Source organism: Streptomyces sp. NBC_01433 (assembly GCF_026340105.1).
Taxonomy (GTDB): Bacteria; Actinomycetota; Actinomycetes; order Streptomycetales; family Streptomycetaceae; genus Streptomyces.
Genome location: NZ_JAPEPM010000002.1, coordinates 1,413,718 through 1,439,913 on the forward strand (window position 1 = coordinate 1,413,718; position 26,196 = coordinate 1,439,913).

Genomic DNA, 26,196 nt, shown 5'->3' on the forward strand with positions numbered 1-26,196 from the left:
GAACCTCCTAGAACGGGACGGGAGTGTGTACGGAGTTCTTCTCGGCGCTTTCCTCGACCGCCGCGAGCACCCGTTGCACCTGGAGTCCGTCGGCGAAGGACGGCACGGGGGCCGATCCGGTGGCGATGGCGCTGACCACGTCCCGGGCCTGGTGGACGAAGGTGTGCTCGTAGCCGAGGGCGTGGCCCGGCGGCCACCACGCCTCCAGGTACGGGTGCTCGGGCTCGGTGACGAGGATGCGCCGGAACCCCGCCGTGGTGGCCGGTTCGGTGTGGTCGTGGAAGGACAGTTCATTGAGCCGCTCCAGATCGAAGGCGAGCGAGCCCAGTTCCCCGTTGATCTCCAGCCGCAGCGCGTTCTTGCGGCCCGCCGCCATCCGGGTCGCCTCGAAGGAGGCCAGCGCCCCGGAGGCGAGCCTGCCGGTGAACAGCGCCGCGTCGTCCACCGTCACCGCCCCGTGCCCGGCCGTGTCCGCGGCCCCGGAGAGCCCGGACGGGGCACCGGCGAGCAGCGGCCGCTGCCGTACGAAGGTCTCGCTGACGGCCGACACTCCGACCAGCAGCTCCCCCGCCAGGTACTGGGCGAGGTCGACGATGTGCGCCCCGAGGTCACCCAGCGCCCCGGACCCGGCGTGCTCACGCTTGAGCCGCCAGGTGAGCGGCGACTTCGGGTCCACCAGCCAGTCCTGGAGATAGGTGGCCCGTACGTGGCGCAGGGGGCCGAGGCGGCCATCGGCGATCAGTTTGCGCGCGTAGGTGATCGCGGGCACCTTGCGGTAGTTGAAGCCCACGATCGCGACCTGACCGCGGGCCGCGGCGCGCTCCGCGGCCCGGGTCATCGCCTCCGCCTCCGCGACCGTGTTGGCCAGCGGTTTCTCGCACAGTACGTGCTTGCCGGCTTCGAGGGCGGCGATGGCGATCTCCGCATGGCTGTCGCCGGGGGTGCAGATGTCGACCAGCTGCACATCGTCCCGGGCGATCAGCGCCCGCCAGTCGGTCTCCGCGGCCGCCCAGCCGTGCCGGGCCGCGGCGGCGTCGACCGCCGTACGGTCGCGTCCGCAGATCGCGGCGAGAGCGGGTCTCATCGGCAGGTCGAAGACGTGTCCCGCGGTGCGCCACCCCTGTGAGTGGGCGGCTCCCATGAACGCGTATCCGACCATGCCGACACCGAGCGTCGGCGACTGTCGCGGCGGCGCTGCGGCCTCCTGCTCCGTCTCTTCCCTACGGGCCATACGGACTTCCTCCTCGTCGGTGGTTCGGTGGCGGCGGCGGGGCTCGGTCAGCTGAAGCCCGTCGGCAGGTACTGGTCGACGTTCTCCTTGGTGACGACGGCCGAGTAGAGCGTCAGGGAGGTCGGGATCTCCATCTCGGCCAGTCCCCCGATGCCCTTGCCCTGGCCCAGGGCGCGCGCCAGGTCGATGGCGGACGCGGCCATCGTCGGCGGGTACAGGACAGTGGCCTTCAGGACGCTGTTACCGGCCTTGATGGCGTCCATCGCGGACTTGGACCCGGCGCCGCCGACCATCATGAACTCGTCGCGGCCCGCCTGCTCGATGGCCCGCAGCGCGCCGACGCCCTGGTCGTCGTCGTGGTTCCACAGTGCGTCGAACTGCTTCTGCGCCTGGAGGAGTTGGGCCATCTTGGCCTGGCCCGACTCGACGGTGAAGTCGGCGGCCTGACGGGCCACCAGCTTGATGTTGGAGTAGTTCTTCAGGGCGTCGGCGAAGCCCTGGCTGCGCTGCTTGGTGAGCTCCAGGTTGTCGATGCCCGCCAGTTCGACGACCTTGGCGTTCGGCTTGTCCTTGAGCTGTTCGCCGATGTAGTGACCGGCGTTGAGGCCCATGCCGTAGTTGTCGCCGCCGACCCAGCAGCGGTACGCCTGCGGGGAGGCGAAGATGCGGTCCAGGTTGACGACGGGGATGCCCGCCTTCATGGCTTCCAGGCCGACCTGGGTGAGCGCCTTGCCGTCGGCGGGGAGGATGACGAGGACGTCGACCTTCTTGTTGATGAGGGTCTTGACCTGGCCGATCTGGGCGGCGGTGTCGTTGGAGCCCTCGGTGATCTCCAGGGTCACCTCCGAGTACTTCTCCGCACGCGACTTGGCGTTCACGTTGATCGCGTTGAGCCAGCCGTGATCGGCCTGCGGTCCGGCGTAGCCGATGGTGACGGGCTTGCCCGGCTTGTCGTCGGCCGCGGGCTGGTTGGTCGCGACGGTTTCGCTCTTCTTCGGTTCATTGCTGGTGCAGGCGGTGAGGAGAGCTCCCGCGGATACGGCCGCGGTGCCGAACAGCAGTCCTCTGCGACTGGTTTCTGGCATGGCTGTCAAACCCTTCATCCGGTGCGTGGCATACGGAACAGCAGGGGGAAGCGGGGTGGTGCGGGACGGTGCGGCGGTACGCGCCGCCGTGGGAAACGGGCCGTGGCAAACGGTGCGCGGCTCAGGTCTCGCCGTTGCGCAGGGTGCGGCGCTGGATGAGGACGGCGGCGACGATGATCGCGCCCTTGGCGATCTGCTGGACGTCGCTCTGGAGGTTGTTGAGCGCGAAGATGTTGGTGATCGTGGTGAAGACGAGGACGCCGAGTACGGAGCCGATGATGGTGCCCCGGCCGCCGCTGAGGAGCGTGCCGCCGATGATCGCGGCGGCGATGGCGTCGAGCTCGTAGAGGTTTCCGTTGGTGTTCTGCCCGGAACCGGCCAGGATGATCAGCATGAAGGCGGCGATGCCGCAGCACAGCCCGGAGACCAGATAGAGGTAGAGGCGCTGACGGCGTACGTCGATTCCGGCGAGCCGGGCCGCCTCCGCGTTGCCGCCGACCGCGACCGTACGGCGCCCGAAGGTGGTCCGGTTCAGGACCAGCCAGCCGACGAGGGTGACCGCGGCGAACATCAGGACCAGGGGCGGTATCCCGAGGATGTAGGAGTCGGGCAGACCGAGGTCCAGGACCGAGGGGACGGTGACGATCTGCGTCTTGCCGTCGGTGATCTGGAGCGCGAGCCCGCGGGCCGAGGCGAGCATGGCCAGGGTCGCGATGAACGGCACCATGCCGCCGTACGCGATGAGCACTCCGTTGACGAGTCCGGCGGCGAGCCCGACGATCACGGCGGTGAAGAGGATCCCGGCGAAGCCGAACTCCTGGGTGGCCAGTGTCGTCGCCCAGACGGAGGCGAGCGCGACCATCGCACCGACCGAGAGGTCGATGCCGCCGCTGGTGATGACGAAGGTCATGCCGACGGTGACCACACCGATGACGGACGCCTGGGTCAGGATCAGCTGAAGGTTCCCGGTGTCCAGGAACGCGTCGGGCTCCGTGAAGCCGCCGACGGCGACGAGGGCGACGAGAACACCGAGCAGCGACAGGTTACGGACATCGAGGCGCAGGCCGAGTCCGCGCGGGCCGCCGCCCGCCTTCGAGGGGGGCGAGGCGGAGGAGCCGGTGGCGGCCCCCCGGTCCGTCCCCTTGTGCTGCGCCGACGGGGCGGGCTGTGTCATGACGTCGGGCTCCCTTCCATCACGAGGTCGAGTACGCGGTGCTCGTCGAGCTCCTGGGCGGGCGCCGTATGCACGACGCGTCCCTCACGGAGCACCAGCACCCGGTCGGCGAGGCCCAGCACTTCGGGCACTTCGCTGGAGACGAGCAGTACGGCGAGGCCGTCGTCGGCCAGCCGGCGGATCACGGCGTAGAGCTCGGCGCGGGCGCCGACGTCCACGCCGCGGGTGGGTTCGTCCAGCAGCAGGACCCGGCAGCCGCGCAGCAGCCAGCGGGCCAGGACGGCCTTTTGCTGGTTGCCGCCGGAAAGGGTACGGATGAGGGTGTCCGGGTTGTCGGGCCGCAGCGACAGTTCGCGGGTGGCGGTCTGCGCGGCCCGCCGTTCGGCTCCCCGGTCGATCCAGCCGGACCGGGCGAAACGGGAGAGCGAGGAGACCGAGACATTGCGGGTGACCGATTCGGTCATGAGCAGGGCCTGGGCCTTGCGTTCCTCGGGGGCGAGCCCGATTCCGGCGGCGACGGCCGCGCGGACGCTGCCGGTCCGCAGCGGCTTGCCCGCCACGGTGACGCGTCCGGTGCTGGGCTTGCGGGCGCCGTAGATCGTCTCCAGGATCTCGGAGCGTCCGGAGCCCACGAGTCCGGCGAGCCCGACGATCTCGCCGGGCCGGAGTTCCAGGTCGACGGGAGCGAACTCCCCCTTCCTGGACAGCCCTTCGACCTTGAGCACCGGTTCCGCGACAGCCGGTGCGGCGGACCCCGCGCTGTCCCGGACGGCGGGCCCGGGGCGCTGCGGGAAGACGTGCTCGACATTGCGGCCGGTCATCATGGCAACGATGTCGCGCGTGGGTGTGGACTCGGCGGGCAGACCGACGGCGACGGCACGGCCGTCCTTGAGGACGGTCACCCGGTCCCCGATCCGGCGGATCTCCTCCAGGCGGTGGGAGATGTAGACGACGGCGACACCGTCCGCGGTGAGGTCGGCGACGATGCGGAACAGGTTGTCGACCTCGTCGGGGTCCAGGGCGGCGGACGGCTCGTCCATCACGATGAGCCGCACGTCGTGGGAGAGCGCGCGTGCCATGGAGACGATCTGCTGCTGGGCCGCGGAGAGTTCACCGACCGGTCGGGCGGGGTCGATCTCCGGGTGGCCGAGCCGCTTGAGGAGGGCGCCGGCGGCGGTCCGGCCCTGGCGGGTACGGACGACGAAGCGTGCGGTCGTCGGTTCATGGCCGAGGAAGACGTTCTCGGCGACCGAGAGCCCTTCGACCAGGTCGAGTTCCTGATAAATGGTGGCGATGCCGAGCCGCATCGCCGTGATCGGCGACTTCAGCGAGGCGGGTTCGCCGCGCCAGGTGATCTCGCCGCCGTCGGGCTGATGGGCTCCGGCCAGCACCTTGATGAGGGTGGACTTGCCGGCGCCGTTCTGGCCGAGGAGGCAGTGGACTTCACCGGCCAGGACCTCCAGGTCCACGCCGTCGAGGGCGCGCACGCCGGGAAATGACTTGGTGATGCCGGACATGGTGAGCAGGGGTGGTTGTGATGCCATGACAAATCCCCTCGGCGGTGCGGCCGGTGAGTGGACAGGGGGCAGGGGAGCAGGGGCCGGTGGTGCCGTACTGCCGACGGCACCGCGGACGGCTGCTGACAAAGGCGCGGGTGAAACGGCTTACGGAAGAGCTGCGGAACGGCTTGTGGAACGGGCTTGCTGTGACGGTCGGACAGACGGGTGGACGGGGCGGGCGGACGGGGCGGGCGGAACGCTTGCCGAGCTGGGTGCTTACGTCATGCCGGCCGGCCCGGGATCAGGCCGGTGAGAACAGGTGGTCGCTGATGAGCCGGGCCGCGCCGATCACTCCGGCGACGGGTCCCAACTCACCGAGCACGATGGGGAGATTGCCGGTGGCCAGCGGCAGGGACTGCCGGTAGACCTGGGTCCGGACGCTGGCGAGGAGATTGTGGCCGAGGCCGGTCACTCCCCCGCCGATCACCACCAGACCGGGGTTGAAGAAGCTGACGAGTCCGGCGATGACCTGGCCGACGCGGTTCCCGCCCTCACGGATCAGGTCGAGCGCGGTGGCGTCCCCGGCCGCCGCGGCGGCGGCCACATCGGCGGCGGTGAGCTTGCCCGCCTCCGCCAGCCGGGCCGCGAGTTCGGGCGACCGCCCGGCGCGCGCCGCGTCCTCGGCGTCGCGCGCGAGCGCGGCACCGCTGAAGTGCGCCTCCAGACAGCCCCGGTTGCCGCAGGCGCAGGGGCGGCCCTCCGGTTCCACCTGGATGTGCCCGATGTCGCCCGCGCTGCCCGTCGTCCCTCGGTAGACCTCGCCGCCGACGACGATGCCGCAGCCGATACCCGTACCGATCTTGACGCAGAGGAAGTCGCCCACGGAGCGTGCGACGCCCGCGTGCTGCTCCCCCATCGCCATGAGGTTCACGTCGTTGTCGACCATGACGGGGCAGCCCAGCTCCTGGCTGAGCGCCTCGCGGACCGGGAAGCCGTCCCAGCCGGGCATGATCGGCGGCGCGACCGGCACGCCTTCGGGGAAGCGGACGGGTCCGGGTACGCCGATCCCCGCGCCGTCGAATCCATCGGCGAGTCCGGAGGCCCGGAGCTTGGCCGCCAGGGACAGGACCTGCTCGAAGATGGCGACGGGGCCTTCGCGTACGTCCATGGGGTGGTTGAGGTGTCCCAGTACCTCCAACTCGGCGTTGGTGACGGCCACATCGACGGAGGTGGCACCGATGTCGACACCGAGGAACCGGAGTGCGGGAGCGAGCCGGATGTTGTGCGAGCGGCGTCCACCACGGGATGCGGCGAGTCCGTCGGCCACCACGAGTCCGGTCTCCAGCAGCCGGTCGACCTCGACGGCGAGCTTGGAGCGGGAGAGATCGACCTGATCCCCCAGCTGTGCCCGTGAGTTGGGACCGCCGTCCCGCAACAGCCTGAGCAGTCGTGCCTGATGCGCGTTCGCGGGTCGTGCCGTCATACGTCTCACGCGTCCCTCCCCGCCACATCGGCCAGTCCGTCGGGCTTTCGATGGGGAACGTAGCAGCGCTTTGCCTGAGTGGGAAGAAGTTGAGCAGGAATCCACTCCAACTTTCTCCACACCCAGGACAAAGATGGGCGGGGCACGTCCCCGAGGGGATGGGAAGCGTCCGCGAGGGCGTGAAGGGGCACGCGACAACGGGAAGGGCCGGGGCACTCGGCCCCGGCCCTTCCCTCACGACATGTGCTGCCGGTTGCCCGCACCAGCCACGCACGGGCCGTCGCGCACGGGCCGCACACAGGCCGTCGCGTACAGGCCGTCGTGCACGTTCCGCGCGTACGGCCCGTCAGCCGCCTTCGCGCTGGTGGTACGTCTGGCGCGTCTGCTCCGTGTGCGAACGCATGATCTCGGTCGCCCGCCGCTCGTCCCGCGAGGAGATCGCCGCGATGAGCTCGCGGTGCTCGATCCAGGACCGGGTGCCGCGCTGACGGGCGACCGGTGTGTAGTACCAGCGGACCCGGCGGTCGACCTGTCCGGCCAGTTCGGCGAGAACGACGTTCCCGGCCAGTTCCATGACCTTGGCGTGGAAGGCGGCGTTGGTCGCGACTGCCAGGTCCACGTCGTCGTCGGCGACGGCCCGCTCGCCCGCGGCGCAGAGTTCTTCGAGGGCGGCGATCCCCGGCGCGCCGGAATTGGCGGCGGCAAGCCGGGCCGCCTCCGCTTCGAGCAGCGCACGGACCGAGAGCAGTTGGTCGGCCTCCTCCTCGGTGGGCTCGTGCACGAAGGCACCCTGCGCGGGGCGCAGGTCGACCCACCCTTCGGTGTTCAGCCGCTGGAGCGCCTCGCGCACCGGCTGCCTGGACACGCCCAGATGCCCGGCCAGTTCGCTCTCGACCAGGTGCTGGCCCGGCCGGAGTGCTCGCGTGGTGATCAGTTCGAGGAGCGTCTCGTAGACGCGCTCGCGCAGCGGACCGGGCCGTTCCAGCTTCGGCACAGCCCCGTGCGGCAGTCCTGTGGACAACATCGCGGTCCCCCTCCGGGCGACGAGCAATTGCTTATCGTCTACAGTCTACCGAGCGCAATTCCCCTCACGGACAGCGGATCACCTGGCCCGCGTAGGAGAGATTCCCGCCGAACCCGAACAGCAGGACCGGAGCACCGCTCTCGACCTCGCCGCGTTCCACCAGCTTGGACAGGGCCATGGGGATCGACGCGGCGGAGGTGTTGCCGGAATCCACCACGTCGCGGGCGATGACCGCGTTGATCGCACCGATCTTCCTGGCGACCGGTTCGATGATCCTCAGATTGGCCTGGTGCAACACCACCGCGGCCAGATCCTCCGGCGCGATTCCCGCCTTCTCGCACACCTTGCGGGCGATCGGCGGCAGCTGTGTGGTGGCCCAGCGGTAGACGGACTGCCCCTCCTGCGCGAAACGCGGCGGTGTGCCCTCGATCCGTACCGCGTTGCCCATCTCCGGGACCGAACCCCAGAGCACCGGCCCGATCCCGGGTCCGGCGGCACCTTCCCCGCCGTCCGTGGCGGAGGGATCGGCCGTGACGACCGCGGCACCCGCGCCGTCCCCGAGCAGGACGCAGGTGGTGCGGTCGGTCCAGTCGGCGATGTCAGCCATCTTGTCGGCGCCGATGACCAGGGCGCGGGTGGCCGCACCGGCCCGGATCGCGTGGTCGGCGGTGGCCAGGGCGTGGGTGAACCCGGAGCAGACCACATTGATGTCCATCACCGCGGGCGAGCCCATGCCGAGACGGGCCGCGACCCGGGCCGACATGCTCGGGGAGCGGTCGATCGCGGTGGAGGTGGCGACGAGGACCAGATCGATGTCGGCGGGCTGCAGGCCGGCCGCCGCCAGCGCCTTGGCGCCCGCCTGCGCGGCCATTTCGTCCACCGGCTCGTCGGGGCCGCCCACATGACGGGTCTTGATGCCGACGCGACTGGTGATCCACTCGTCGCTGGTGTCGACCATGGCTGCCAGATCGTCGTTGGTGAGCACCTTGGCGGGCTGATAGTGGCCGAGCGCCACGATACGTGAGCCGGTCATTACTGGTTCCCCTCGCTACGTATGGCAGGAACCATCCAGTCTTGGTCGCTACCGCCCGGTACAGGGGCACGTGATCCCACAGGAATATGGGCCGCGGGTTGGAGCCTTGACAACAGCCTCGACCCTCCATAAGGAATACTGTAGACAATATCCTGCCGAATGATGCCCCTGTCCGATCCCACAACCGATCGAACCGGCGTACACAAGGGCATCCCGATCAAACTTCTCAGCGATTTTTCGTGGGATCCGATCAGTACGCCGTTCCGACCACCATACGGCCGGTCGCGGGCTGCGACGCCGCCCGCACGTGCCGGACAATGAGACCGAGAACCTCCGCAGCAAGGGCCGCTTCGGCTTCACCCACGTACAGAATCGGGTTCATCGGCTATGGGACGGGCCACCGAGCGACGCCGCACGATCAGGATCCGGGACGGGATCCTCTCCACTCGGCCCGACACGCTCGTCGCGGAGGAACCGCTGGAGATCCGGCTGAACGGCAAGCCGCTCGCCATCACGATGCGGACCCCGGGCGACGACTTCGCGCTCGCGGCGGGCTTCCTGGTGAGCGAGGGCGTGATCGGCCTGGGCTCCGAGGTGCGGTCGATCGTGTACTGCGCCGGGGCGACGGCGGACGGTACGAACACGTACAACGTGGTGGACGTGCGGCTCGCGCCCGGCGTGGTGGTGCCCGACATCACCCTGGAACGCAATGTCTACACGACCTCGTCCTGCGGCCTGTGCGGCAAGGCCAGTCTGGACGCGGTACGCACCACGACCCGGCACCCGGTCGCCGACGCTCCCCCGGTCCGGGTGACGCCCGCGCTGCTCTCGGGCCTTCCCGACCGGCTGCGCGAGTCGCAGCGGCTCTTCGACAGGACCGGCGGGCTGCACGCGGCCGCCCTGTTCTCGGAGGACGGCGAACTGCTGGACATCCGGGAGGACGTGGGCCGGCACAACGCGGTCGACAAGCTGGTGGGGCGGGCGCTGACGGACGACCGGCTGCCGTTGTCGCGGGTCATCCTGCTGGTGTCGGGCCGTGCCTCGTTCGAGCTGGCGCAGAAGGCGGTGATGGCGGGAATCCCGATGCTCGCGTCGGTGTCCGCGCCGTCGTCGCTGGCCGTGGACCTGGCGGCCGAGAGCGGACTGACCCTGGTCGGGTTCCTGCGGGGTCCCTCCATGAACGTGTACGCGGGAGAGCACCGCATCGCGCTGGAAGCCGCGGCCGAAGGGGCCGACGGGGCCGACGCGGCCGACGCGGCCGGGGCGCCCGCCCGGAGCACCGGGGCGGCGGGCGCGTAGGGCCCGCGCCGGGCTCATGGGCCGCGCGGGCCTCGTCGGACTCGTCGGAAGACCCGTACGGCGGGGTCAGGCGCGGCCGGTGGCCGAGGACAGCTCTTCGGCCGGGCCGGGAGCGGCCCCCGGCACCGCGGCCGGTTCGGGGTCGCGCGAGCGGCGCTTCGCGATCACCGCGCAGACCATCAGCTGCATCTGGTGGAAGAGCATCAGCGGCAGCACGGCCAGGCTCGCGTGCGCCCCGAACAGGACGCTCGCCATCGGCAGCCCGGCGGCCAGGCTCTTCTTCGACCCGGCGAACTGGATCGCGATCCGGTCCCCGCGGTCGAACCCGAGCCGCTTCGCCCCGTACCAGGTCAGCGAGAGCATCAGCGCCAGCAGCACCGCTTCGGCGGCGAGCAGCGCGCCGAGACGGGCCGGAGTCACCTGGTGCCAGACACCGGCGACCATGCCCTCGCTGAACGCGGTGTAGACGACCAGCAGTATCGAACCGCGGTCGACATAGCCGAGGACCTTCTTGTGCCGGACGAGGAAGCCGCCGATCCAGCGGCGCGTCAGCTGTCCGGCGACGAACGGGGCCAGCAGCTGGAGCACGATCTTCAGCAGCGAGTCGGCCGAGAACCCGCCGCCGGTGCCGCCGAGCAGCAGGGCGGCGAGGAGCGGGGTGAGGAAGATCCCGGCGATGCTGGAGAAGGACCCCGCGCAGATCGCCGCGGGCACGTTGCCGCGGGCGATCGAGGTGAAGGCGATCGAGGACTGGATGGTGGACGGAACCAGGCAGAGGAAGAGGAAACCGGCCTGGAGCTGCGGGGTCAGCACGTACGGCACGAGGCCCTTGGTGGCCAGCCCCAGCAGCGGGAAGGCGACGAAGGTGCAGATCAGGACGGTGAGATGGAGCCGCCAGTGCTTCAGTCCGTCGAGCGCCTCCCCGGTCGAGAGACGGGCTCCGTAGAGGAAGAAGAGCAGGGCGACCGCACCGGTGGACGCCCCGCCGGCCACGTCGGCGGCCGGGCCCGACGCGGGCAGCAGTGCCGCGAGCCCCACGGTGCCGATCAGCGCGAGGATGTACAGGTCGATCGGCAGCCAGGACGGCAGCTTCAGGGTGCGGCGGCTCATGTGCTCCACGTGTCTCTCGGTCAGGTCGTGCCCACCCATCCTGCGACGGATCGCCCCCATCGGGAATCCGGCATACCGCTCTGACTGTCATCACGGAACGCGATAGCGTGGGCCCATGTACGACCCCGCTCAGCTGCGCACCTTCCTCGCCGTCGCCCAGACCCTCAGCTTCACCCAGGCCGCCCGCAGACTCGGCGTCCGGCAGTCCACGGTGAGCCAGCACGTGCGGCGGCTGGAGGAGGCGACGGGACGGCAGCTGTTCGTCCGCGACACACACCGGGTCGATCTCACCGAGGACGGCGAGGCGATGCTCGGCTTCGCCCGGACGATCCTGCAGGCGCACGAGCGCGCCGCGACGTTCTTCGCCGGCACCCGGCTGCGCGGCCGGCTGCGGTTCGGCGCCTCCGAGGACTTCGTCCTGACCCGGCTGCCGGAGATCCTGGAGTCCTTCCGCCGCGACCATCCGGAGGTCGAGCTGGAGCTGACCGTGGAGCTGTCCGGGACGCTGCACCAGCAACTGGCGGCGGGGCGCCTGGATCTCCTGCTCGCCAAGCGGCGCACCGGCGACACGCACGGCGAGCTGGTCTGGCAGGACACGCTGACCTGGATCGGCGCCCCGCAGCTGCGGATCGATCCGGAGCGCCCGGTGCCGCTGATCGTCTTCCCGCCGCCGGGCATCACCCGGGCCCGCGCGCTGGAGGTCCTGGAGGAGCACGGCAGGTCCTGGCGGATCGCGTGTACGAGCACGAGTCTGAGCGGGCTGATCGCGGCGGCCCGCGCGGGCCTGGGCGTGATGGCCCACACCCGGGGGCTGATCCCGCCGGGGCTGGTCCCGGTACCGGCCAGGGCGGGGCTGCCGGAGCTCGGCGATGTGGACTTCGTCCTGCGGCACGGCCGCCGCCGGGACGCCGCACAGGAGGCCGCGGACGCGCTGGCGGCGGCGATCCTGGCGGGCGGCGACCGGCTGCACCGCGGGATCAGCGGCCGCGACGGGGCATGATCCGTACGCGACAGACTGGACGGACGCGGAGCAACTCCCCGTACCGGCGTAGAGCGGGAGTGATCGCAACGTTCAGATTCGGTGGAGATTCCCGCGCGAGCCACTTACTCCGCGGTCAGAAGTGCGCCCGAGCCTTGCCCATCTGGCCGGATATCGACGGTTGACCTGTGCAGATGGCACGTTTTACGGAGACTTCCACCCCTCCCGCAGGCGCGTTCCTTGGGGTAGCGTCGCGGCGCTGTGCGGAGTGCCGGAGGAGCAGGTCATTTGCGCGAGTTCACTGTCCCACCCATGGCGGCGGCGCCTCTAGTCGGCGGTCTCGCCGATGTGGTATTCGATTACGCCCAGGACGACCCGCACCGGGTCGCCCTCGGCCGCAAGGACGCGTCCGGACAGTGGCGCGATGTCACCTCCGCGGTCTTCCGCGACGAGGTGCTGGCCCTGGCCAAGGGACTGATCGCCCACGGCGTCCGGTTCGGTGACCGGGTCGCCCTGATGTCCCGTACGCGGTACGAGTGGACGCTGTTCGACTACGCGCTCTGGTCGATCGGCGCCCAGTCGGTGCCCGTCTATCCCACGTCGTCGGCCGAGCAGGTGCTGTGGATGCTGCACGACGCCGAGGTCGCGGCCGTGATGGTCGAACACGAGGACCACGCGATGACGGTCGGTTCGGTGATCGACCGGCTGCCGCATCTCAAGCGGCTGTGGCAGCTGGACGCCGACGCGGTCGCCGGACTGATGGCGGCGGGCGCCGAGATCGACGACGAGGTGGTGCACCGGCACCGGCGTGCGGTGACGCCCGAGTCCGTGGCGACCGTGATCTACACCTCCGGGACGACGGGCCGCCCCAAGGGGTGTGTGATCACCCATGCCAACCTCATGTTCGAGACCGACACCATGGTCAGCCGCTGGGAGCCGGTGTTCCACTCCAAGGCGGCCGACGAGGCGTCCACACTCCTCTTCCTCCCGCTGGCCCACGTCTTCGGCCGCATGGTGGAGATCGCGGCGGTCCGGGGCCGGGTGAAGCTCGGCCATCAGCCGGAGCTGTCGGCGTCCGCGCTGATGCCGGACCTGTTGACGTTCCGGCCGACGTTCATCCTGGCGGTGCCGTACATCTTCGAGAAGGTCTTCAACGGCGCCCGGCGCAGGGCGGAGACGGAAGGCCGTGCCGGGGCGTTCGGCAAGGCCGTCGAGATCGCGGTGACGTACGCCGAGGCACTGGAGGAGCGGGCGTTCGGGAAGGGCCCGGGGCCGTCCGCCGGGCTGCGGATGCGGCACCAGTTCTTCGACAAGGTCGTCTACAAAAAGGTCCGCGACGCGATGGGCGGCCGGGTGCGGCACGCGATGTCGGGCGGCTCGGGCATGGAGCGCCGGCTCGGGCTGTTCTTCGAGGGTGCGGGCGTGAGGGTCTTCGAGGGGTACGGGCTCACCGAGTCGACGGCGGCGGCGACGGCCAATCCGCCCGAGCGCACCCGCTACGGCACGGTCGGCCTGCCGATCCCGGGCACCACGGTGCACATCGCCGAGGACGGCGAGGTGTGGGTGCACGGTGCCAACGTCTTCTCCGGCTATCTGGGCGATCCGGAGTCCACCCACACCGTGCTGAACGACGGCTGGCTCGCCACGGGGGACATCGGCGCACTGGACGAGGACGGCTATCTGACGATCACCGGGCGGAAGAAGGAGATCCTGGTGACGTCGGGCGGCAAGAGCGTGTCCCCGGCCGGTCTGGAGGAGCGGGTGCGGGCGCATCCGCTGGTCGCGCAGTGCATCGTCGTCGGCAACGACCGGCCCTACATCGCGGCGCTGGTGACCTTGGACCAGGAGTCGGTGGACCACTGGCTCGCCATGCGGGGCCGGTCCCCGCTGCGCGGCGTCGAGCTGGTGCGGGACCCGAACCTGGAGCGGGAGGTGCGCCGGGCGGTGGTGGCCGCCAACACGGCGGTGTCGCAGGCGGAATCGATCCGTACGTTCCGGATTCTGGCGCACCAGTTCACCGAGGAGGCCGGTCTGCTGACCCCTTCGCTGAAGCTGAAGCGCAAGGCGATCGAGGCGGCGTACGCGGTCGAGGTGGACGCGCTGTACGGCTGACGCCGCCACCCGGCGGGAGCCGGAACCGACGTCCGTACGGGGACGCGCCGGTGCCCGTCGTGGGGAATGCCCCGGTGCCCGTACGGGGAATGCTCCGGTGTCCGTACGGGGAATGCTCCGGCCGGGCTGATCGTTGTCGTGAGGAGTACCAACCGACGACGTAAGGATCGACCGCTCGTGAGCCAGGTCCCCTCCATCACCCTCAACAACGGCCTCGAAATGCCGCAGCTCGGTTTCGGTGTCTGGCAGGTGCCGGACGACGAGGCCGCGAAGGCGGTCGCCACGGCCATCGAATCCGGGTACCGGAGTATCGACACCGCCGCGATCTACGAGAACGAGGTGGGCACCGGCAAGGCCATCGCCGCCTCCGGGGTCGCCCGTGACGAGCTCTTCGTCACCACGAAGCTGTGGAACAGCGAGCAGGGTTACGACTCCACGCTGCGCGCCTTCGACGCCTCGCTCGACAAGCTCGGTCTGGACTACGTCGACCTGTACCTGATCCACTGGCCGCTGCCCGCCACCGACCGGTACGTCGACACGTACAAGGCCCTGGAGACGATCCACGCCGACGGCCGCGCCAAGGCCATCGGCGTGTCGAACTTCCTGCCGGAGCACCTCGACCGGCTGCTCGGCGAGACCTCCGTGGTCCCGGTGATCAACCAGATCGAGCTCCACCCGCAGCTCCAGCAGGCGGAGTCCCGCGCTCTGCACGCCGAGCACGGCATCGCCACCGAGGCGTGGTCGCCGCTGGGCCAGGGCAAGGGCCTCCTGGAGGTCCCGACGGTCGTGGCGGTCGCGCAGAAGCACGGCCGCACGCCCGCCCAGGCCGTGCTGCGCTGGCACATCCAGACGGGCAACGTGGTGATCCCGAAGTCCGTGACCCCGTCACGGATCGCGGAGAACTTCGATGTGTTCGGCTTCGAGCTGGACGCCGACGACCTCGCCGCGTTCGCCGCCCTGGACGAGGGCAAGCGTCTCGGCCCGGACCCGGCCGAGTTCAACTTCGGCGCCTGAGCCGCACCCGTTCGTCCCGGATTACTTCCGGCGCCCCCACCGTGCTGACGGTGGGGGCGCCGTCGTACCCCGTCGCCGTCACACCCCGCAGTCGTCGCACCTCGCCGAAGGAGAACCAGAGCATGAGCAGGGACGCCGCGCCCGCCGTCGAGGCCGGTCTGTACCGTCTGCGCAACGTCGGCAGCGGGCTGCTGCTGGAGGTGTACGGTGCGGCCAGGGGCGGCGGCGCCCCGGTGCTGCAGGGCGAGGAGAGCGGGTCGGCCGCGCAGCTCTGGCAGCTGTCCCCGGTGCACGAGGGCGCCGCGCTCCACCACCTGGTCAACGCGCACAGCGGCAAGCGGCTGGATGTCGCCAACGCCTCCACGGAGAACGGCGCGACCATCCAGCAGTGGAGGGCCAACAACTACGGCGCCCAGGAATGGCTGATCGAACAGCACCTGGAGGCACCGGGCACGGTGACCCTGGTCAGCTTCATCAGCGGGCTCGTCCTCGAAGTCGCCGACGGATCGACGGAGGCCGGGGCCAGGATCCAGCAGTGGGAGGACACCGACTCCCCCTCCCAGTGGTGGCGGTTGGAGGCCGTTGCGCCCTGACCGTCCCGCTCCCCTCAGCCGCGCCGGGCCAGCTGGACCGTGCGGGCGGTGAGCAGGTAGGCATCGGACCTGTGGTGCAGTCCGGCCGGGTCCTGAGGATCGAGCAGCCGGTCGAGTACGGCGACGTCGTCGGCGTCGAGCCGGTCACCGAACGCCTCGCGCGCCCGGGTGAAGGTATCCACGACGTACTCACGGGCCTGGGCGGAGAGCGGGGCCGGCAGGTCGAGGAGGAAACTGCGGGTGCCGTTCGGCGTCAGTCCCACCGCTCCGAAAAGGGCGTTCCAGTCCTCGGTCTCGCGCTTCGCGTCCGGCAGCTCGACCCGCATCCGCTGGAACCACTCCGTCGAGACCGCGTCCAGCCGGGCCTCCAGGCCGGGACGGCCGATGCCGATGTCCCGGGGCAGCCGCCGCGTGGGAAGCCCGCCCTCGACGAGCGCCACCGTTCCGCCGGGCCGCAGGACCCCGGCGAAGCCCGCCAGAACGGCACGCTGGTCACCCATGTGGTGCAGGGAGTTGCCCGCCCAGATCAGGTCGGCCTCACCCAACCGGGAGAGACCGTCCGGGAGTTCGGCCTCCAGCGTACGAAATCGTTCGCCCACTCCCAGTCGCCGGGCACGGGCGGCCGCCCGCTCCAGGAGTGCCGGGGTGGCGTCCACGGCGACGACCTCCGCCTCGGGGAACACCTCGGCCAGCAGGCAGGTGACCACGCCGGGGCCGCTGCCGATGTCGAGAACGCGGCGCACGGTCGGGGCGTCGGGCAGCGAGGCGATCCAGCGGGCCACCTCCTCGTACTGCGGGCCGCTGAGCTCGGCTTCCCGCTCCAGCCTGGGCCCCATCGCGTCCCAGTCGAAGTCCGTGGTGTCATGCGCGTGCGCGTGCGGCTGCGTACCCTCGTGCGACTGCGCGTGCGACTGCTCGTGGTGGCCGTGACCGGCGTGATCGTTCATGGGGGCCAGCCTTGCCGAGAATTGCGCTCCCGGCTACTTCTGTTGCCGCTTCGGCAAATCCGCACCCGCCGGGCCCCGGCCGCTCTCCCGTGGGCTTTCCGGGCGGCTTTCCCGGCGGGTGTATTGCCGGTGGGCCTCCGGGCCCATAACTTGCCGTTATGGAGCTGGAGTTGCGCCATCTACGGACCGTACGCGCCATCGCCGACACCGGCAGCCTCACCAAGGCCGCCGCCGCACTCGGGCTCGCGCAACCCGCCCTGAGCGCTCAACTGCGGCGGATCGAGAAGGCTCTCGGCGGCGTGCTCTTCGAGCGGGACCACACGGGCGCCCGGCCGACCCCGCTCGGTGAGCTGGTACTCGAACGGGCGAGGGTGGTACTGCCCGCGGTGAGCGAGCTGCAGGCGGAGGCGGTGCGGTTCGCCAATGCCACGGGGGCCATGGACAGGTTCCGGCTCGGCGGGACGCATGGACCGTTGCTCGGCGGTCTCGTCGACCGGCTCGCCACCGCGCACCCGTCGGCGCCGGTGTCCACGTACGCCTCGTGGTCGGTGGCCGAGATCGCCTCACTCGTCATCGACGGGCGGCTGGACTTCGCTCTGATCGGGGCCTGCGGCGAGAGCCCGCCGCCGATGGCGGACCGCCTGGTCTGGCAGGTCGTCGGCGTCGACCCGGTGTTCGTGATGCTGCCGGAGAACCACCCGCTGGCGGGCGAGCCGGAACTGGGCCTGGCCGCGCTGTCCGGCGAGTGCTGGGCCGATGTGCCGGGCGACGGCTGTTTCGCGGACTGCTTCGCCGCGGCCTGCGCACGGGCGGGCTTCACCCCGGTGTCGGTGTACGAGACGGACACGTCGTCCGTCGTCCACCTGGTGCAGGTGGGGCGGGCGATCGGGCTGTGCCGGGCGACGTTCCCGCCGACGCCCGGCCTGGTGACGCGGCCGATCACCGGTTCACCGCTGAGCTGGCGCCATCTGCTGGGCTGGCATCCCCGCTCTCCCGCCGCGGACGCCGCCGCGGGAGCGGTGAGCGGGCTGACCCGGTCGGCGTACGCGGAGGCGGTGTCGCGCAGCCCGGACTACGCGGCGTGGCTCGCCGCGCATCCGGCGTTCGGCACGGTGGCCTGAGAGCCCGGAACCGAGTTCCGGTCCTACTCCGCGCCGTGCGCCGGAGCCGCTGCCGCCACCCGGGTGGCGAGCGCCAGGTCCTTCTCCGTGATCGCACCGCCCGCGTCATGGGTGTTCACGGACAGGGCGACGGTGTTGTAGCCGAGCGTCAGATCGGAGTGGTGCCCGAGCTCCTCCTGGATCTGCGCGACATGGACGGTCAGGGCCGCGGCGGCGAAGTGGGAGGGCAGCCGGTAGGTGCGGGTGATCCGGCCCCCTTCCCGCGCCCAGCCGGGCAGCGCGCGCAGCCGGGTCTCGATCTCGGAGGGCGACAGCGGTTCGGCGGGCATGGAACGGCTCCCTGCATCACGAAGTGGATCAAAGGACGGTCCGGCAGTGCGGGTGACGTTACGGTCTGGGTATGACAACTGTCGCGCGTGACACGGGAGTGGGGCCGCTGCTGCGAGGCTGGCGGCAACAGCGGCGGATCAGCCAGTTGGAGCTGGCCCTGCGCGCGGACTCCTCGGCCCGGCACATCTCGTTCATCGAGACGGGCCGCTCCCGGCCCAGCGAGGAGATGGTCCTGCGGCTGGCCGAACACCTCGACGTCCCCGTCCGGGAACGCAACGCCCTGCTCGTGGTGGCCGGATACGCGCCCCGGTACACCGAGACACCGTTGGACGACCCGTCGATGGGCGCGCTGCGCGAGGGCATGGAGCGGCTGCTCCAGTGCTACGACCCGTATCCGGCCCTCGTCCTGGACGGCATGTACACCGTGGTGGCCGCCAACCGGGCCAGCTCGCTGCTGATGACGGGGGTGGCCGAGCATCTGCTCACCTCTCCGCCGAACGCCATGCGGATCACCCTGCATCCGGAGGGTCTCGCCCCGCGCATCGTGAATCTGCCGGAGTGGCGGGCGGATCTGCTCGCCCAGATGGAGCGCCAGATCGCCCTGGTCCGTTCGCCGGAGCTGCGGGCCCTGCACGAGGAGGTCGCCGCCTATGCGCCGCCCGAGCGGGGCGCCGGCGAGCGGAACGGGTACGCGTCCGGCCCGCCCCCGGCCGGGGGCGGGCGGGCGGCGTTCGCACTGCCGATGCTGGTCGAGCACGAAGGGCGGGTGCTGTCGTTCATCTCCTCCATCGCGACGTTCAACACGCCGATGGATGTGACGGTCGCCGAGCTGGCCATCGAGACGTTCCTGCCCGCCGACCGGGAGACCGCCGCGTATCTCCACTCCCTCACTTTTTGAGCGGCGCGGTCCAGGGGGCGTCGCTGCGGGCCAGTACCGTCGCCACCGTGCTCGCGGCGGCGAGGATCACCACGGTCAGCACCAAGGGCAGTGTCGGCCGGCCGTGCAGGACTGCGGCGGCTCCGGCCATGGCGCCCAGCAGCATCGCTGCGGCGGACAGGACCCGCCGTCCGGCACGGCTCCCGCCTCCCCCGGCCGGACGGCTGTCCGAGGCGACCCCGGTGAGTGTGAGCGTCAGCACGGTGGTGGTGAGGTCGGGGACCGCGAGCGCGCGGGAGGCCGCGTTCTGCACGCCGAGGCCGAGGCCGAGCAGCACGATGAGGGCGAACCTGACCCCTCCCGTGTACGGCGTGCCGGAGACCAGGGTGACGCCTGCCGCGGCCGCCACGAAAACGGTCTCGGCCAGGAGCGCGTACTGAAGCATCCGGCCCCGGTGGGTGCGGGTGCGGTGGACGAGCAGGCCGCCCGTCAGTGCCCCGGTGAGAAAGGCGGCCAGCGCCACCAGGGAGGCCGCCAGTGAGAAGCCGGGGGCTCCGGCGACGGCGAAACCGGAGAAGACCACGTTGCCGGTCATGTTGGCGACGAAGACCCGGCCCAGGAGCAGATAGCTGACCGCGTCGACGAGTCCGGTGACGAAGGTCAGGGCGAGCATCACGGGCGGGAGGGGGCCGTGCCGGTCGTTCGGGTCCGGTACGACCGTGGACCACGCCTCGCGCAGGACGACAGCCATGGGCACGCTCCGATCACTGGGTGTGGTCCGGATTGTCCGTGCCGGGCGTGCGGTCGGCGGCGACCGACGCGCGCACCGCCCCCGCGGTCGGCGGGGGCGGCGGGGCGGCGGCTCGGATCGGAGGCGGTTGGCCGGAGACGGCGGGTCGGCGGCGGTGGGTCAGACCCGGGCGCCGTTGTCGAGCGGGGCGCGGCGGGGCGCCGGGGCTGTGCGGCGGCCCTTCGCGCGGGTCGGGGGCGGAGCCTTGCTGCCCTTCTCCAGCACGAGGGCGCCCGGCACGGCGGTGAGCACCGAGGAGTACGTACCGACGCAGACGCCGATGAGCAGGGCGAGCGCGAAGTCGGCGAGCGAGTCGCCGCCCAGCACCGCGAGCGCGGCGAGGATGAACAGGGCGCCCATACCGGTGTTCACGGTTCTGGGAACGGTCTGCAGGACGGCCCGTTCGGCGACGGTGGCCAGCGGTGCGCGAGGGCTCTTGGCCCACAGCTCCCGTACCCGGTCGAAGACCACTACCGAGTCGTTGACCGAGTAGCCGATGACCGTGAGCAGCGCGGCCAGGAAGATGCCGTCGACGGTACGTCCCAGCCAGGCGAAGGCGCCGACGAGAATGATCACGTCGTGGACGAGTGCCCCGACCGAGGCCACGGCGAACGTCCAGCGGAACCGGACCGCCAGATAGGCGAGCTGGACGAACACGGCGACCGCGAGGGCGATCAGCGCGTTGCGCCGCAGCTCGTCGCCGAGGCTGGGCCCGATCAGTTCGTCGCGCACCTTGGTGGTCTCACCGCCCTCGGCCGCGAGCGCGGCGCGCAGGGCGTGTTCCCCGTCGTTGTCGAGCTTCCCGGTGCGTACGGAGAGGTCGCCCGCGCCCGCGGTGGTGACCTCTGCGTCGCCGAAGCCCGCGGCGGCCAGCGTGGTGCGGGCCGTGTCGACGTCGACGGGGCGGCTGGTGGAGTATTCGACGAGACGGCCACCGGTGAACTCGACGCCGAGGTTGACCCCGCGGACCACGATGCCGAGCACGGCGACGGCGATCAGCGCCGTGGAGAACAGCAGCCAGCGGCGCGGCGAGCGGAACAGCCGCGGATCGCGGCGGGTCAGCCAGGTCCGTACCCGGCCGGGGCGTGCGATGCCGTTGATGCCCCGGTAGTCGCTGACGAACCGTGAGTTCGCCGCGATCTCGGTGAGCGCCCGGGCGATGACGAGCGCGGAGAACATCGAGGCGATGACGCCGATGGCCAGGGTGACACCGAAGCCCTTGACCGGCCCCGAGCCGAGGAAGAAGAGGAGCCCCGCCGCGATCAGCGTAGTCACGTTGGAGTCGGCGACCGCGCTCCAGGCGTTGCGGAATCCGGCGGTGAGCGCGGAGCGCAGGGAGCCGTTCGGCCGGGCGGCGCACTCCTCTCGGGCGCGCTCGAAGACCAGGACGTTCGCGTCGACGGCCATGCCGATGGCGAGCACGAATCCGGCGAGACCGGGGAGGGTGAGGGTGACGCCGAGCGCGACCAGCGCGGCGTACGAGATCACCCCGTAGGCGGCGAGGGCCACGGCGGCGAGGGCCCCGAAGAGCCGGTAGACGAAGGTGATGAACAGCGCGGTGGCGGCGGCTCCGATGAGTGCCGCCCTGGCGCTGGCGTCGATGGCCTCGGCACCGAGCGTCGGGCCCACGGTCCGCTGTTCGACGATCTCGACGGGTACGGGGAGCGCGCCGCCCTTGATGAGCAGGGCCAGGTCGCGGGCCTCGTCGGCGCTGAAGGAACCGGTGATCCGGGTGGTCCCGGACGGGAGTCCGACGTCGCAGCCGATCGACGGGTCGACCTGCGGCGAGGAGATCACCTGCTGGTCGAGAACGATGGCGACCCGTCGCCGGTCGTCCTGGGCGGGGTGGCAGGCGGCTTCACCGGTCAGTTTGGTCCAGTCCCGGCCCGCTGCCTTCTCGAAGTCGAGCGAGACGGTCCACCCGGCGCCCCCCTCGGTGTCGAAGGTGGCGGTGGCGTCCTTGACGCCCGCGCCGGAGAGCCGCACGGGGCCCAGGGCGAGCGGGCGGCCCTGCTCGTCGGGCAGCGTCAGGGGTTTCTTGGCGGTGGGTGCCTTGCCCGTGGGTTCGGAGCTCGGGTCCTTGCTGGTGGATTCGGGGCTGGTGTCCGTCGCGGCGCCCGGTCCCTGTACGGCGTGGAAGCTCAGCTGGGCGGTTCTGCCGATCACCTCGGCGGCCTGGCGCGGGTCCTGGACGTCCGGGAGTTCGACGATGATCCGGTCCTCGCCGGAACGGGTCAGGGTCGGTTCGGAAACGCCGAGGGAGTCGATGCGCTGGCGCAGCACCTCCAGGGTGCGGTCGGTGCTCTCCCGGTCCGCCCGGGTCGTGGCGGAGTCCTTGGCCTGGAGCACCATACGGGTGCCGCCCTGGAGATCGAGGCCGAGTCTGGGTGACATGGTCAGCGTGATGAACACGGAGACGAGCAGTACGGCGGCAGCCAGAACCGCTCGCACCGCGGTGGCGCGAGTCATGGGAATCCTCCGGTGGGGCGTCTACCGCCCTCACCTCAGCGAGGACGGGACGGCAGGTCTGTGGGACAGGACCGGTGACCGGTGCTCGGACCGGCGGTCGTCCCGGGAGGACCCCGTACGACGGGGAGCCCGGCCGGGCTCCCGTCGGGTACGCGGGAGGCGGCTTCGGAGCGGCATTGCGTGAGGGTGCGCGGTGCGGGCAGGACCGGCGTGCGGGGCGGCAGCGCGCTGTGGGCGGGCGGCGGCGAGTGGTTCGGTGCCTGGGCCCGGGTGATGCCCGCCCGGGGGTGCGGGGCGGAGGTGGCCGCGGCCCGGGGGTGGTCGTGGCCGGTGGCCACGACGGTCCGCCCGCGACGGGTGTCCTGGCCGGAGGTGACGGTGCGGGTGTCGTGTCCGCCGGTCGCCCCGGTGCGGAAGCGGCGGGTGTCGTGGATCTGGCCGGTCCGTACGGTCCGGTCGGTGTGCTGGGCGGGGGCGGGGGCGGGGGCGACGGGTGCGTACGCGGCGACGGGGGCCGGCCCCGTGAGGGCGCGGACCGGGATCGCGGCACCGGCGGCCGCGGGCGCGCCGCCGACCAGGGTGAGGACGGCGAGGAGCAGCGCGGCCAGGGCGTGCCGTGCCCGCCGCGCCGCCGCGTCCGGTCGTCCGCGCCGGTGCGTGCTCCCCCGGCCCGGCTCCGGGAAGGGGGTCACCTCGGCGGGCCGGGCAGAACGGCCGGGGTGGCGGCGTGGCGGAGCACGGAGCTGAGGATCAGCCCGGCGCCGCGTACGACGGTGGTCGACGGGTCGTCGGCGAGACGGACCCGTACCCCGAGACGGAGTGCGAGCCGGTCGGTGATGTCGGGGCGCAGCGCGCCGCCTCCGGCGAGGACCGGGCCCTTGCGCAGGGCTCCCAGGACCGTGCCGTGCCGGTCCTGCCGCCACATGGACATGATCATGTCGAGCACGGTGCGGACGAGTGCCGCGGGCAGCGTGGCCGGGTCCAGGTCGCTGAGCCCCGACTCGGCCTGGCGGGCGTCGGCGACCATGCCGTCCACGAGCAGGGTCACTTCGGTCAGCTCGGCGCCCATGTCGATGACGAGCAGGGGGCCGCTGTCCGGCGGTCCGGCGTAGGCCGCGGCGGCGCGGGCGCTGTTGAGCACGACGACACTCGTCGGACCGAGCGCGGCGAGCAGTTCGCGCGCCGCGGTGCGGTGCTCGGCTCCGGCGAGGACCGGATGGCTCAGCACGATCACGCTGTCACTGCGGTCGGTGCCGAGAGCCGCGTCGGCGATGCGGCTGAGCAGCCTGCCGCAGGACTCGGGGTCGACGATGCGGCCGCGTCGGACGGGCCGGAGGGAGCCGTCGTCCGGGACCGGGTCGGCCACGAGGCCGTGTCCGGGGACCCAGGCACGGGTCCGGGAGCTGCCGAGGTCGAGGGCGAGGCCCCTCGTGGCGACGGGCCGGTTGCCGCGTGAGAGGTGGTCGCGGTGTGCCCGGAGCACCGGGGTCTCCCGATGGACGGACCGGACGTAGCGCTGTCCGTCGCGCAAAGAACTCATCGCTCCTCACCCCCGGCCTGCCACCACAGCCGTCCGCTCACCACTGACCCGCTGATAGCGAGGCATGACCGAGCCCTCACTATGCAATACCGAGGCAAGGAAAGCCACTTCCTTACCTATTCAAAGGCCCCGTCACCGGACACCCACCACGTGACGCGCGGCACGGGGACGCGTCATCGGGCGTGCGGCACGGGGACGCGTCATCCGGCGTACGGCACGGGACGCATCGGCGTGAGGGCACGCGCACGCGCGCCCTCACGCCTCCTCGCTCAGGAACGAGGCGAGCAGTTCAGCGAATTCGTCCGGTGCCGCGATCCGGACGCCCAGGTCCTCCGCCTTGGTCCGCTTCGATCCGGCCTTCTCCCCGGCGACCAGGAGGCTCGTGCGCTTGGAGACGCTGGAGGAGGACTTCCCGCCGGCCCGCTCGATCAGCTCGTTCATCTGGTTGCGGGACAGCTTCTCCAGACTGCCCGTCATGGCCCCGGTGACCACCACGGTCATCCCGTCCAGCGGCAGGTCCGAGAGCGCGTCGGCGGCGTGCGCGCCCGCTTCCCCGCCCGCTTCCCCGTCCTCCTCGGTCCCGGGCTCCGGCGGCGGCGTGGCGCCGGGCTCCGTCATGTTGACTCCGGCGCCCACCAGCTTCTCGATCAGCGGGGCCAGCTCGGCCAGCTCGGCGACCACGCCCGCGGCCTTCTCCTTGCCGATGCCGTCGACCAGTTGGAGCGTCTCGATGTCGGCGGCGACGATCCGGTCCATGGTCGCGAAGTAGCGGGCGATCCGGCGGGACATGGAACGCCCCGTGCCCCGTACGCCCAGGGCGCAGAAGACGCGGGACAGCGGGCGGGTCCGGGCCGTCTCGATGGCGGCCAGCAGATTGTCGGTGGAGGTCTCGCCCATCCGGTCCAGGGTGAGCAACTGTTCCCGCTCCAGGGTGAAGAGGTCGGCGAAATCGGTGACCAGCCCCGCGTCGACGAGCTGGACGACGCGCGTGGCGCCCAGTCCCTCGATGTCGAGCTGGTCGCGGCCGGCGGCGTAGGACACGGAGGCGACCAGCCGGCAGTCGCGGCCCCGGGTGCAGCGCCAGCGCTGCTCGCTCGTGTCGATCTCGGAGCCGCACTGCGGGCAGCTCGCGGGGAATTCGATCGGCTGCTCGTCACCGGTCCGCAGGTGCGCGACGGGCGCTTCGATGCGCGGAATGATGTCGCCCGCCTTGTAGACCATCACCTGGTCCCCGAGCCGGAGATCGCGGCGGGTGATGTCGGCCGGGTTGTGCAGGGTGGCGTAGCCGACGGTCGACCCGTCGATCTCGACGGGCTCCAGCACCGCGCGCGGCGCGATGATGCCGGTGCGGCCCACATTCCACTCGACGGCCAGGAGCCGGGTGACCTTCTCCACGGCCGGAAGCTTGTACGCGATGGCCCAGCGCGGCGCCCGGGTCCCGGAACCGGCCTCGCGCTGGTCGGCGGCGAGGTCCGCCTTGATGACGATGCCGTCGATACCGAACGGCAACGAGACCCGCAGGGCGCCGATTTCCGCCACCCTCGACTGCACCGCCTCGACCGTGGTGACCGTGCGCGGGGCGACGTCCGTGTCCGCCGCCGTGTGCACGCCGAGCCCGGCGACGTACGCCAGGACCTCGCTGTGCGGCAGCCCGGCCAGGGTGTCGGTCAGCTCACCGGAACCGGGCAGCGCGAGCGCGCCGTACGCGAAGAAGGTCATCTCCACCCGGTAGGGCCGGTCCTTGGCGCGCAGGGTGCCTGCCGCCCCGTTGCGCGGATTGGCGAAGGGGGCTCCGCCGTGTTCCGTACGGACCGTGTTGGCCTGTTCGAACTGCTCGTCCGTCATGAGGATCTCGCCGCGCACCTCGATCGTGACCGGTGCGTCGAGCCGCTCGGGGAGGCCGAGCACCGTACCGATGGCGTGCGAGACGTCCTCGCCCGCGGTGCCGTCGCCCCGGGTGATCAGCCGGTCGAGCCGTCCCCGCTCGTACCGGGCGGCCACGGCGAGGCCGTCGAGCTTGGGCTCCACGCTCCAGGCGGCCACCGGTCTGCCGATCCGCCGCTCCAGGGAGGCGGTCCAGGTGGCGAACTGCTCGGCGGAGAAGACGTTGTCCAACGACAGCATGGGCACCGTGTGCGGTACGTCGCCGACGGCCGCGCCGCCCGCGACCTTGCCCGTCGGCGAGGCTGCCAGCACCTCCTGCGGGTGCGCGTCCTCGTACGCGGCGATCCCGCGCGCCAGCCGGTCGTACGCGTCGTCGTCGAGCGGGCTCTCACCCGTGGCGTAGTACGCGGCGGCGGCCTGCGACGCCTGGTCGACAGCGGCGGCGTAGGAGGACGCGTCGGCGAGCACAACAGCTGAGTTCGTCATGGCCACCATCCTGCCGCCCACCACTGACAACGCCCGATGGACGGATCTACGGGGCCGGTCCGCAGGACGGGTCCACAGGACCGGTCGTCCGCCGCGCCCTGTGCGTAACGGCGAAG

22 protein-coding genes are annotated in these 26,196 nt (G+C 71.4%); 7 read left to right on the top strand and 15 right to left on the bottom strand.

The annotated features are described in order from the left end of the window. Positions 1 to 7: 7 nt before the first annotated feature. The 7 genes from OG413_RS33775 to OG413_RS33805 all read right to left on the bottom strand — a co-directional run bounded on the left by OG413_RS33775 (position 8) and on the right by OG413_RS33805 (position 8,529). Complete coding sequence (locus OG413_RS33775; protein WP_266812220.1) at positions 8 to 1,231, bottom strand: Gfo/Idh/MocA family protein; 1,224 nt, start codon at positions 1,229 to 1,231, stop codon at positions 8 to 10. A 47-nt stretch (positions 1,232 to 1,278) separates the two neighbouring features. Continuing rightward, the gene (locus OG413_RS33780; protein ID WP_266812222.1) at positions 1,279 to 2,316 is read right to left on the bottom strand and encodes a substrate-binding domain-containing protein; all 1,038 of its coding nucleotides are present in this window, start codon (positions 2,314 to 2,316) and stop codon (positions 1,279 to 1,281) included. Between the two features lie 121 nt (positions 2,317 to 2,437). Further along, complete coding sequence (locus tag OG413_RS33785) at positions 2,438 to 3,490, bottom strand: ABC transporter permease (protein WP_266812223.1); 1,053 nt, start codon at positions 3,488 to 3,490, stop codon at positions 2,438 to 2,440. After that, on the bottom strand, positions 3,487 to 5,034 hold the full coding sequence (locus OG413_RS33790; protein ID WP_266812225.1) for a sugar ABC transporter ATP-binding protein: 1,548 nt from the start codon (positions 5,032 to 5,034) through the stop codon (positions 3,487 to 3,489). The genes OG413_RS33785 and OG413_RS33790 overlap by 4 nt, the downstream gene beginning before the upstream one ends. A gap of 256 nt (positions 5,035 to 5,290) precedes the next feature. Beyond that, positions 5,291 to 6,472 (bottom strand): ROK family transcriptional regulator, encoded by a 1,182-nt coding sequence (locus OG413_RS33795; RefSeq protein ID WP_266812226.1) that lies wholly within the window; start codon positions 6,470 to 6,472, stop codon positions 5,291 to 5,293. A gap of 346 nt (positions 6,473 to 6,818) precedes the next feature. Then, positions 6,819 to 7,496, bottom strand: a complete 678-nt coding sequence (locus tag OG413_RS33800) for a GntR family transcriptional regulator (protein ID WP_266812228.1) — start codon at positions 7,494 to 7,496, stop codon at positions 6,819 to 6,821. Between the two features lie 64 nt (positions 7,497 to 7,560). After that, positions 7,561 to 8,529, bottom strand: coding sequence for a beta-ketoacyl-ACP synthase III (locus tag OG413_RS33805; protein WP_266812230.1), 969 nt, complete (start codon positions 8,527 to 8,529; stop codon positions 7,561 to 7,563). Between the two features lie 387 nt (positions 8,530 to 8,916). On the opposite strand from OG413_RS33805, the gene fdhD reads away from it, so the two are divergent. Further along, positions 8,917 to 9,828 (top strand): formate dehydrogenase accessory sulfurtransferase FdhD, encoded by a 912-nt coding sequence (gene fdhD, locus OG413_RS33810; protein WP_266812232.1) that lies wholly within the window; start codon positions 8,917 to 8,919, stop codon positions 9,826 to 9,828. Between the two features lie 66 nt (positions 9,829 to 9,894). Here the strand turns inward: fdhD and OG413_RS33815 are convergent, their stop codons facing one another. Continuing rightward, the gene (locus OG413_RS33815; RefSeq protein WP_266812234.1) at positions 9,895 to 10,938 is read right to left on the bottom strand and encodes a bile acid:sodium symporter family protein; all 1,044 of its coding nucleotides are present in this window, start codon (positions 10,936 to 10,938) and stop codon (positions 9,895 to 9,897) included. A gap of 115 nt (positions 10,939 to 11,053) precedes the next feature. Between OG413_RS33815 and OG413_RS33820 the strand changes: the two genes are divergently transcribed. From OG413_RS33820 to OG413_RS33835, 4 genes are all read left to right on the top strand, one after another. Beyond that, positions 11,054 to 11,938, top strand: coding sequence for a LysR substrate-binding domain-containing protein (locus tag OG413_RS33820; protein ID WP_266812235.1), 885 nt, complete (start codon positions 11,054 to 11,056; stop codon positions 11,936 to 11,938). Positions 11,939 to 12,229: 291 nt separating this feature from the next. Then, complete coding sequence (locus OG413_RS33825; RefSeq protein ID WP_266813246.1) at positions 12,230 to 14,029, top strand: long-chain fatty acid--CoA ligase; 1,800 nt, start codon at positions 12,230 to 12,232, stop codon at positions 14,027 to 14,029. 177 nt (positions 14,030 to 14,206) lie between these two features. Further along, complete coding sequence (locus OG413_RS33830) at positions 14,207 to 15,043, top strand: aldo/keto reductase (RefSeq protein ID WP_266812236.1); 837 nt, start codon at positions 14,207 to 14,209, stop codon at positions 15,041 to 15,043. A gap of 122 nt (positions 15,044 to 15,165) precedes the next feature. Then, positions 15,166 to 15,636: an RICIN domain-containing protein gene (locus OG413_RS33835; RefSeq protein ID WP_266812237.1), complete on the top strand. Its 471-nt coding sequence runs from the start codon at positions 15,166 to 15,168 to the stop codon at positions 15,634 to 15,636. Between the two features lie 14 nt (positions 15,637 to 15,650). Here OG413_RS33835 and OG413_RS33840 read toward each other — a convergent pair whose 3' ends face one another. Beyond that, positions 15,651 to 16,583, bottom strand: a complete 933-nt coding sequence (locus OG413_RS33840) for a trans-aconitate 2-methyltransferase (protein ID WP_266812239.1) — start codon at positions 16,581 to 16,583, stop codon at positions 15,651 to 15,653. Positions 16,584 to 16,741: 158 nt separating this feature from the next. Here OG413_RS33840 and OG413_RS33845 point away from each other — a divergent pair, with 158 nt between their 5' ends. Continuing rightward, positions 16,742 to 17,704, top strand: coding sequence for a LysR family transcriptional regulator (locus OG413_RS33845; protein ID WP_266812241.1), 963 nt, complete (start codon positions 16,742 to 16,744; stop codon positions 17,702 to 17,704). Positions 17,705 to 17,727: 23 nt separating this feature from the next. Here OG413_RS33845 and OG413_RS33850 read toward each other — a convergent pair whose 3' ends face one another. Then, positions 17,728 to 18,033, bottom strand: coding sequence for a 4a-hydroxytetrahydrobiopterin dehydratase (locus tag OG413_RS33850; RefSeq protein WP_266812243.1), 306 nt, complete (start codon positions 18,031 to 18,033; stop codon positions 17,728 to 17,730). A gap of 71 nt (positions 18,034 to 18,104) precedes the next feature. Between OG413_RS33850 and OG413_RS33855 the strand changes: the two genes are divergently transcribed. Then, the gene (locus tag OG413_RS33855; protein ID WP_266812244.1) at positions 18,105 to 18,932 is read left to right on the top strand and encodes a helix-turn-helix domain-containing protein; all 828 of its coding nucleotides are present in this window, start codon (positions 18,105 to 18,107) and stop codon (positions 18,930 to 18,932) included. On the opposite strand, the gene OG413_RS33860 is transcribed toward OG413_RS33855, so the two are convergent. From OG413_RS33860 to ligA, 5 genes are all read right to left on the bottom strand, one after another. Further along, a complete protein-coding gene (locus OG413_RS33860) occupies positions 18,922 to 19,662 on the bottom strand; it encodes a YoaK family protein (RefSeq protein ID WP_266812246.1) in 741 nt (246 codons plus the stop codon). The genes OG413_RS33855 and OG413_RS33860 overlap by 11 nt on opposite strands. Positions 19,663 to 19,821: 159 nt before the next feature. Further along, on the bottom strand, positions 19,822 to 22,170 hold the full coding sequence (gene secD / locus OG413_RS33865; RefSeq protein ID WP_266812247.1) for a protein translocase subunit SecD: 2,349 nt from the start codon (positions 22,168 to 22,170) through the stop codon (positions 19,822 to 19,824). Between the two features lie 35 nt (positions 22,171 to 22,205). After that, positions 22,206 to 22,862 carry a hypothetical protein gene (locus OG413_RS33870; protein ID WP_266812248.1) on the bottom strand — a complete coding sequence of 219 codons (657 nt, stop codon included), beginning with the start codon at positions 22,860 to 22,862 and terminating at the stop codon, positions 22,206 to 22,208. Beyond that, complete coding sequence (locus OG413_RS33875) at positions 22,859 to 23,710, bottom strand: rod shape-determining protein (RefSeq protein WP_266812250.1); 852 nt, start codon at positions 23,708 to 23,710, stop codon at positions 22,859 to 22,861. Before OG413_RS33875 ends, OG413_RS33870 begins: the two co-directional genes overlap by 4 nt. Positions 23,711 to 23,965: 255 nt before the next feature. Then, positions 23,966 to 26,080, bottom strand: coding sequence for an NAD-dependent DNA ligase LigA (gene ligA / locus OG413_RS33880; RefSeq protein ID WP_266812252.1), 2,115 nt, complete (start codon positions 26,078 to 26,080; stop codon positions 23,966 to 23,968). Positions 26,081 to 26,196 lie beyond the last annotated feature (116 nt).

What these genes read in the sequence shown, in the direction of transcription:
- OG413_RS33775 (WP_266812220.1), bottom strand. Translation starts at nt 1,231, where the DNA reads ATGGCCCGTAGGGAAGAGACGGAGCAGGAGGCCGCAGCGCCGCCGCGA.
- OG413_RS33780 (WP_266812222.1), bottom strand. Translation starts at nt 2,316, where the DNA reads ATGCCAGAAACCAGTCGCAGAGGACTGCTGTTCGGCACCGCGGCCGTA.
- OG413_RS33785 (WP_266812223.1), bottom strand. Translation starts at nt 3,490, where the DNA reads ATGACACAGCCCGCCCCGTCGGCGCAGCACAAGGGGACGGACCGGGGG.
- OG413_RS33790 (WP_266812225.1), bottom strand. Translation starts at nt 5,034, where the DNA reads ATGGCATCACAACCACCCCTGCTCACCATGTCCGGCATCACCAAGTCA.
- OG413_RS33795 (WP_266812226.1), bottom strand. Translation starts at nt 6,472, where the DNA reads ATGACGGCACGACCCGCGAACGCGCATCAGGCACGACTGCTCAGGCTG.
- OG413_RS33800 (WP_266812228.1), bottom strand. Translation starts at nt 7,496, where the DNA reads ATGTTGTCCACAGGACTGCCGCACGGGGCTGTGCCGAAGCTGGAACGG.
- OG413_RS33805 (WP_266812230.1), bottom strand. Translation starts at nt 8,529, where the DNA reads ATGACCGGCTCACGTATCGTGGCGCTCGGCCACTATCAGCCCGCCAAG.
- fdhD (WP_266812232.1), top strand. Translation starts at nt 8,917, where the DNA reads ATGGGACGGGCCACCGAGCGACGCCGCACGATCAGGATCCGGGACGGG.
- OG413_RS33815 (WP_266812234.1), bottom strand. Translation starts at nt 10,938, where the DNA reads ATGAGCCGCCGCACCCTGAAGCTGCCGTCCTGGCTGCCGATCGACCTG.
- OG413_RS33820 (WP_266812235.1), top strand. Translation starts at nt 11,054, where the DNA reads ATGTACGACCCCGCTCAGCTGCGCACCTTCCTCGCCGTCGCCCAGACC.
- OG413_RS33825 (WP_266813246.1), top strand. Translation starts at nt 12,230, where the DNA reads ATGGCGGCGGCGCCTCTAGTCGGCGGTCTCGCCGATGTGGTATTCGAT.
- OG413_RS33835 (WP_266812237.1), top strand. Translation starts at nt 15,166, where the DNA reads ATGAGCAGGGACGCCGCGCCCGCCGTCGAGGCCGGTCTGTACCGTCTG.
- OG413_RS33840 (WP_266812239.1), bottom strand. Translation starts at nt 16,583, where the DNA reads ATGAACGATCACGCCGGTCACGGCCACCACGAGCAGTCGCACGCGCAG.
- OG413_RS33845 (WP_266812241.1), top strand. Translation starts at nt 16,742, where the DNA reads ATGGAGCTGGAGTTGCGCCATCTACGGACCGTACGCGCCATCGCCGAC.
- OG413_RS33850 (WP_266812243.1), bottom strand. Translation starts at nt 18,033, where the DNA reads ATGCCCGCCGAACCGCTGTCGCCCTCCGAGATCGAGACCCGGCTGCGC.
- OG413_RS33855 (WP_266812244.1), top strand. Translation starts at nt 18,105, where the DNA reads ATGACAACTGTCGCGCGTGACACGGGAGTGGGGCCGCTGCTGCGAGGC.
- OG413_RS33860 (WP_266812246.1), bottom strand. Translation starts at nt 19,662, where the DNA reads ATGGCTGTCGTCCTGCGCGAGGCGTGGTCCACGGTCGTACCGGACCCG.
- secD (WP_266812247.1), bottom strand. Translation starts at nt 22,170, where the DNA reads ATGACTCGCGCCACCGCGGTGCGAGCGGTTCTGGCTGCCGCCGTACTG.
- OG413_RS33875 (WP_266812250.1), bottom strand. Translation starts at nt 23,710, where the DNA reads ATGAGTTCTTTGCGCGACGGACAGCGCTACGTCCGGTCCGTCCATCGG.
- ligA (WP_266812252.1), bottom strand. Translation starts at nt 26,080, where the DNA reads ATGACGAACTCAGCTGTTGTGCTCGCCGACGCGTCCTCCTACGCCGCC.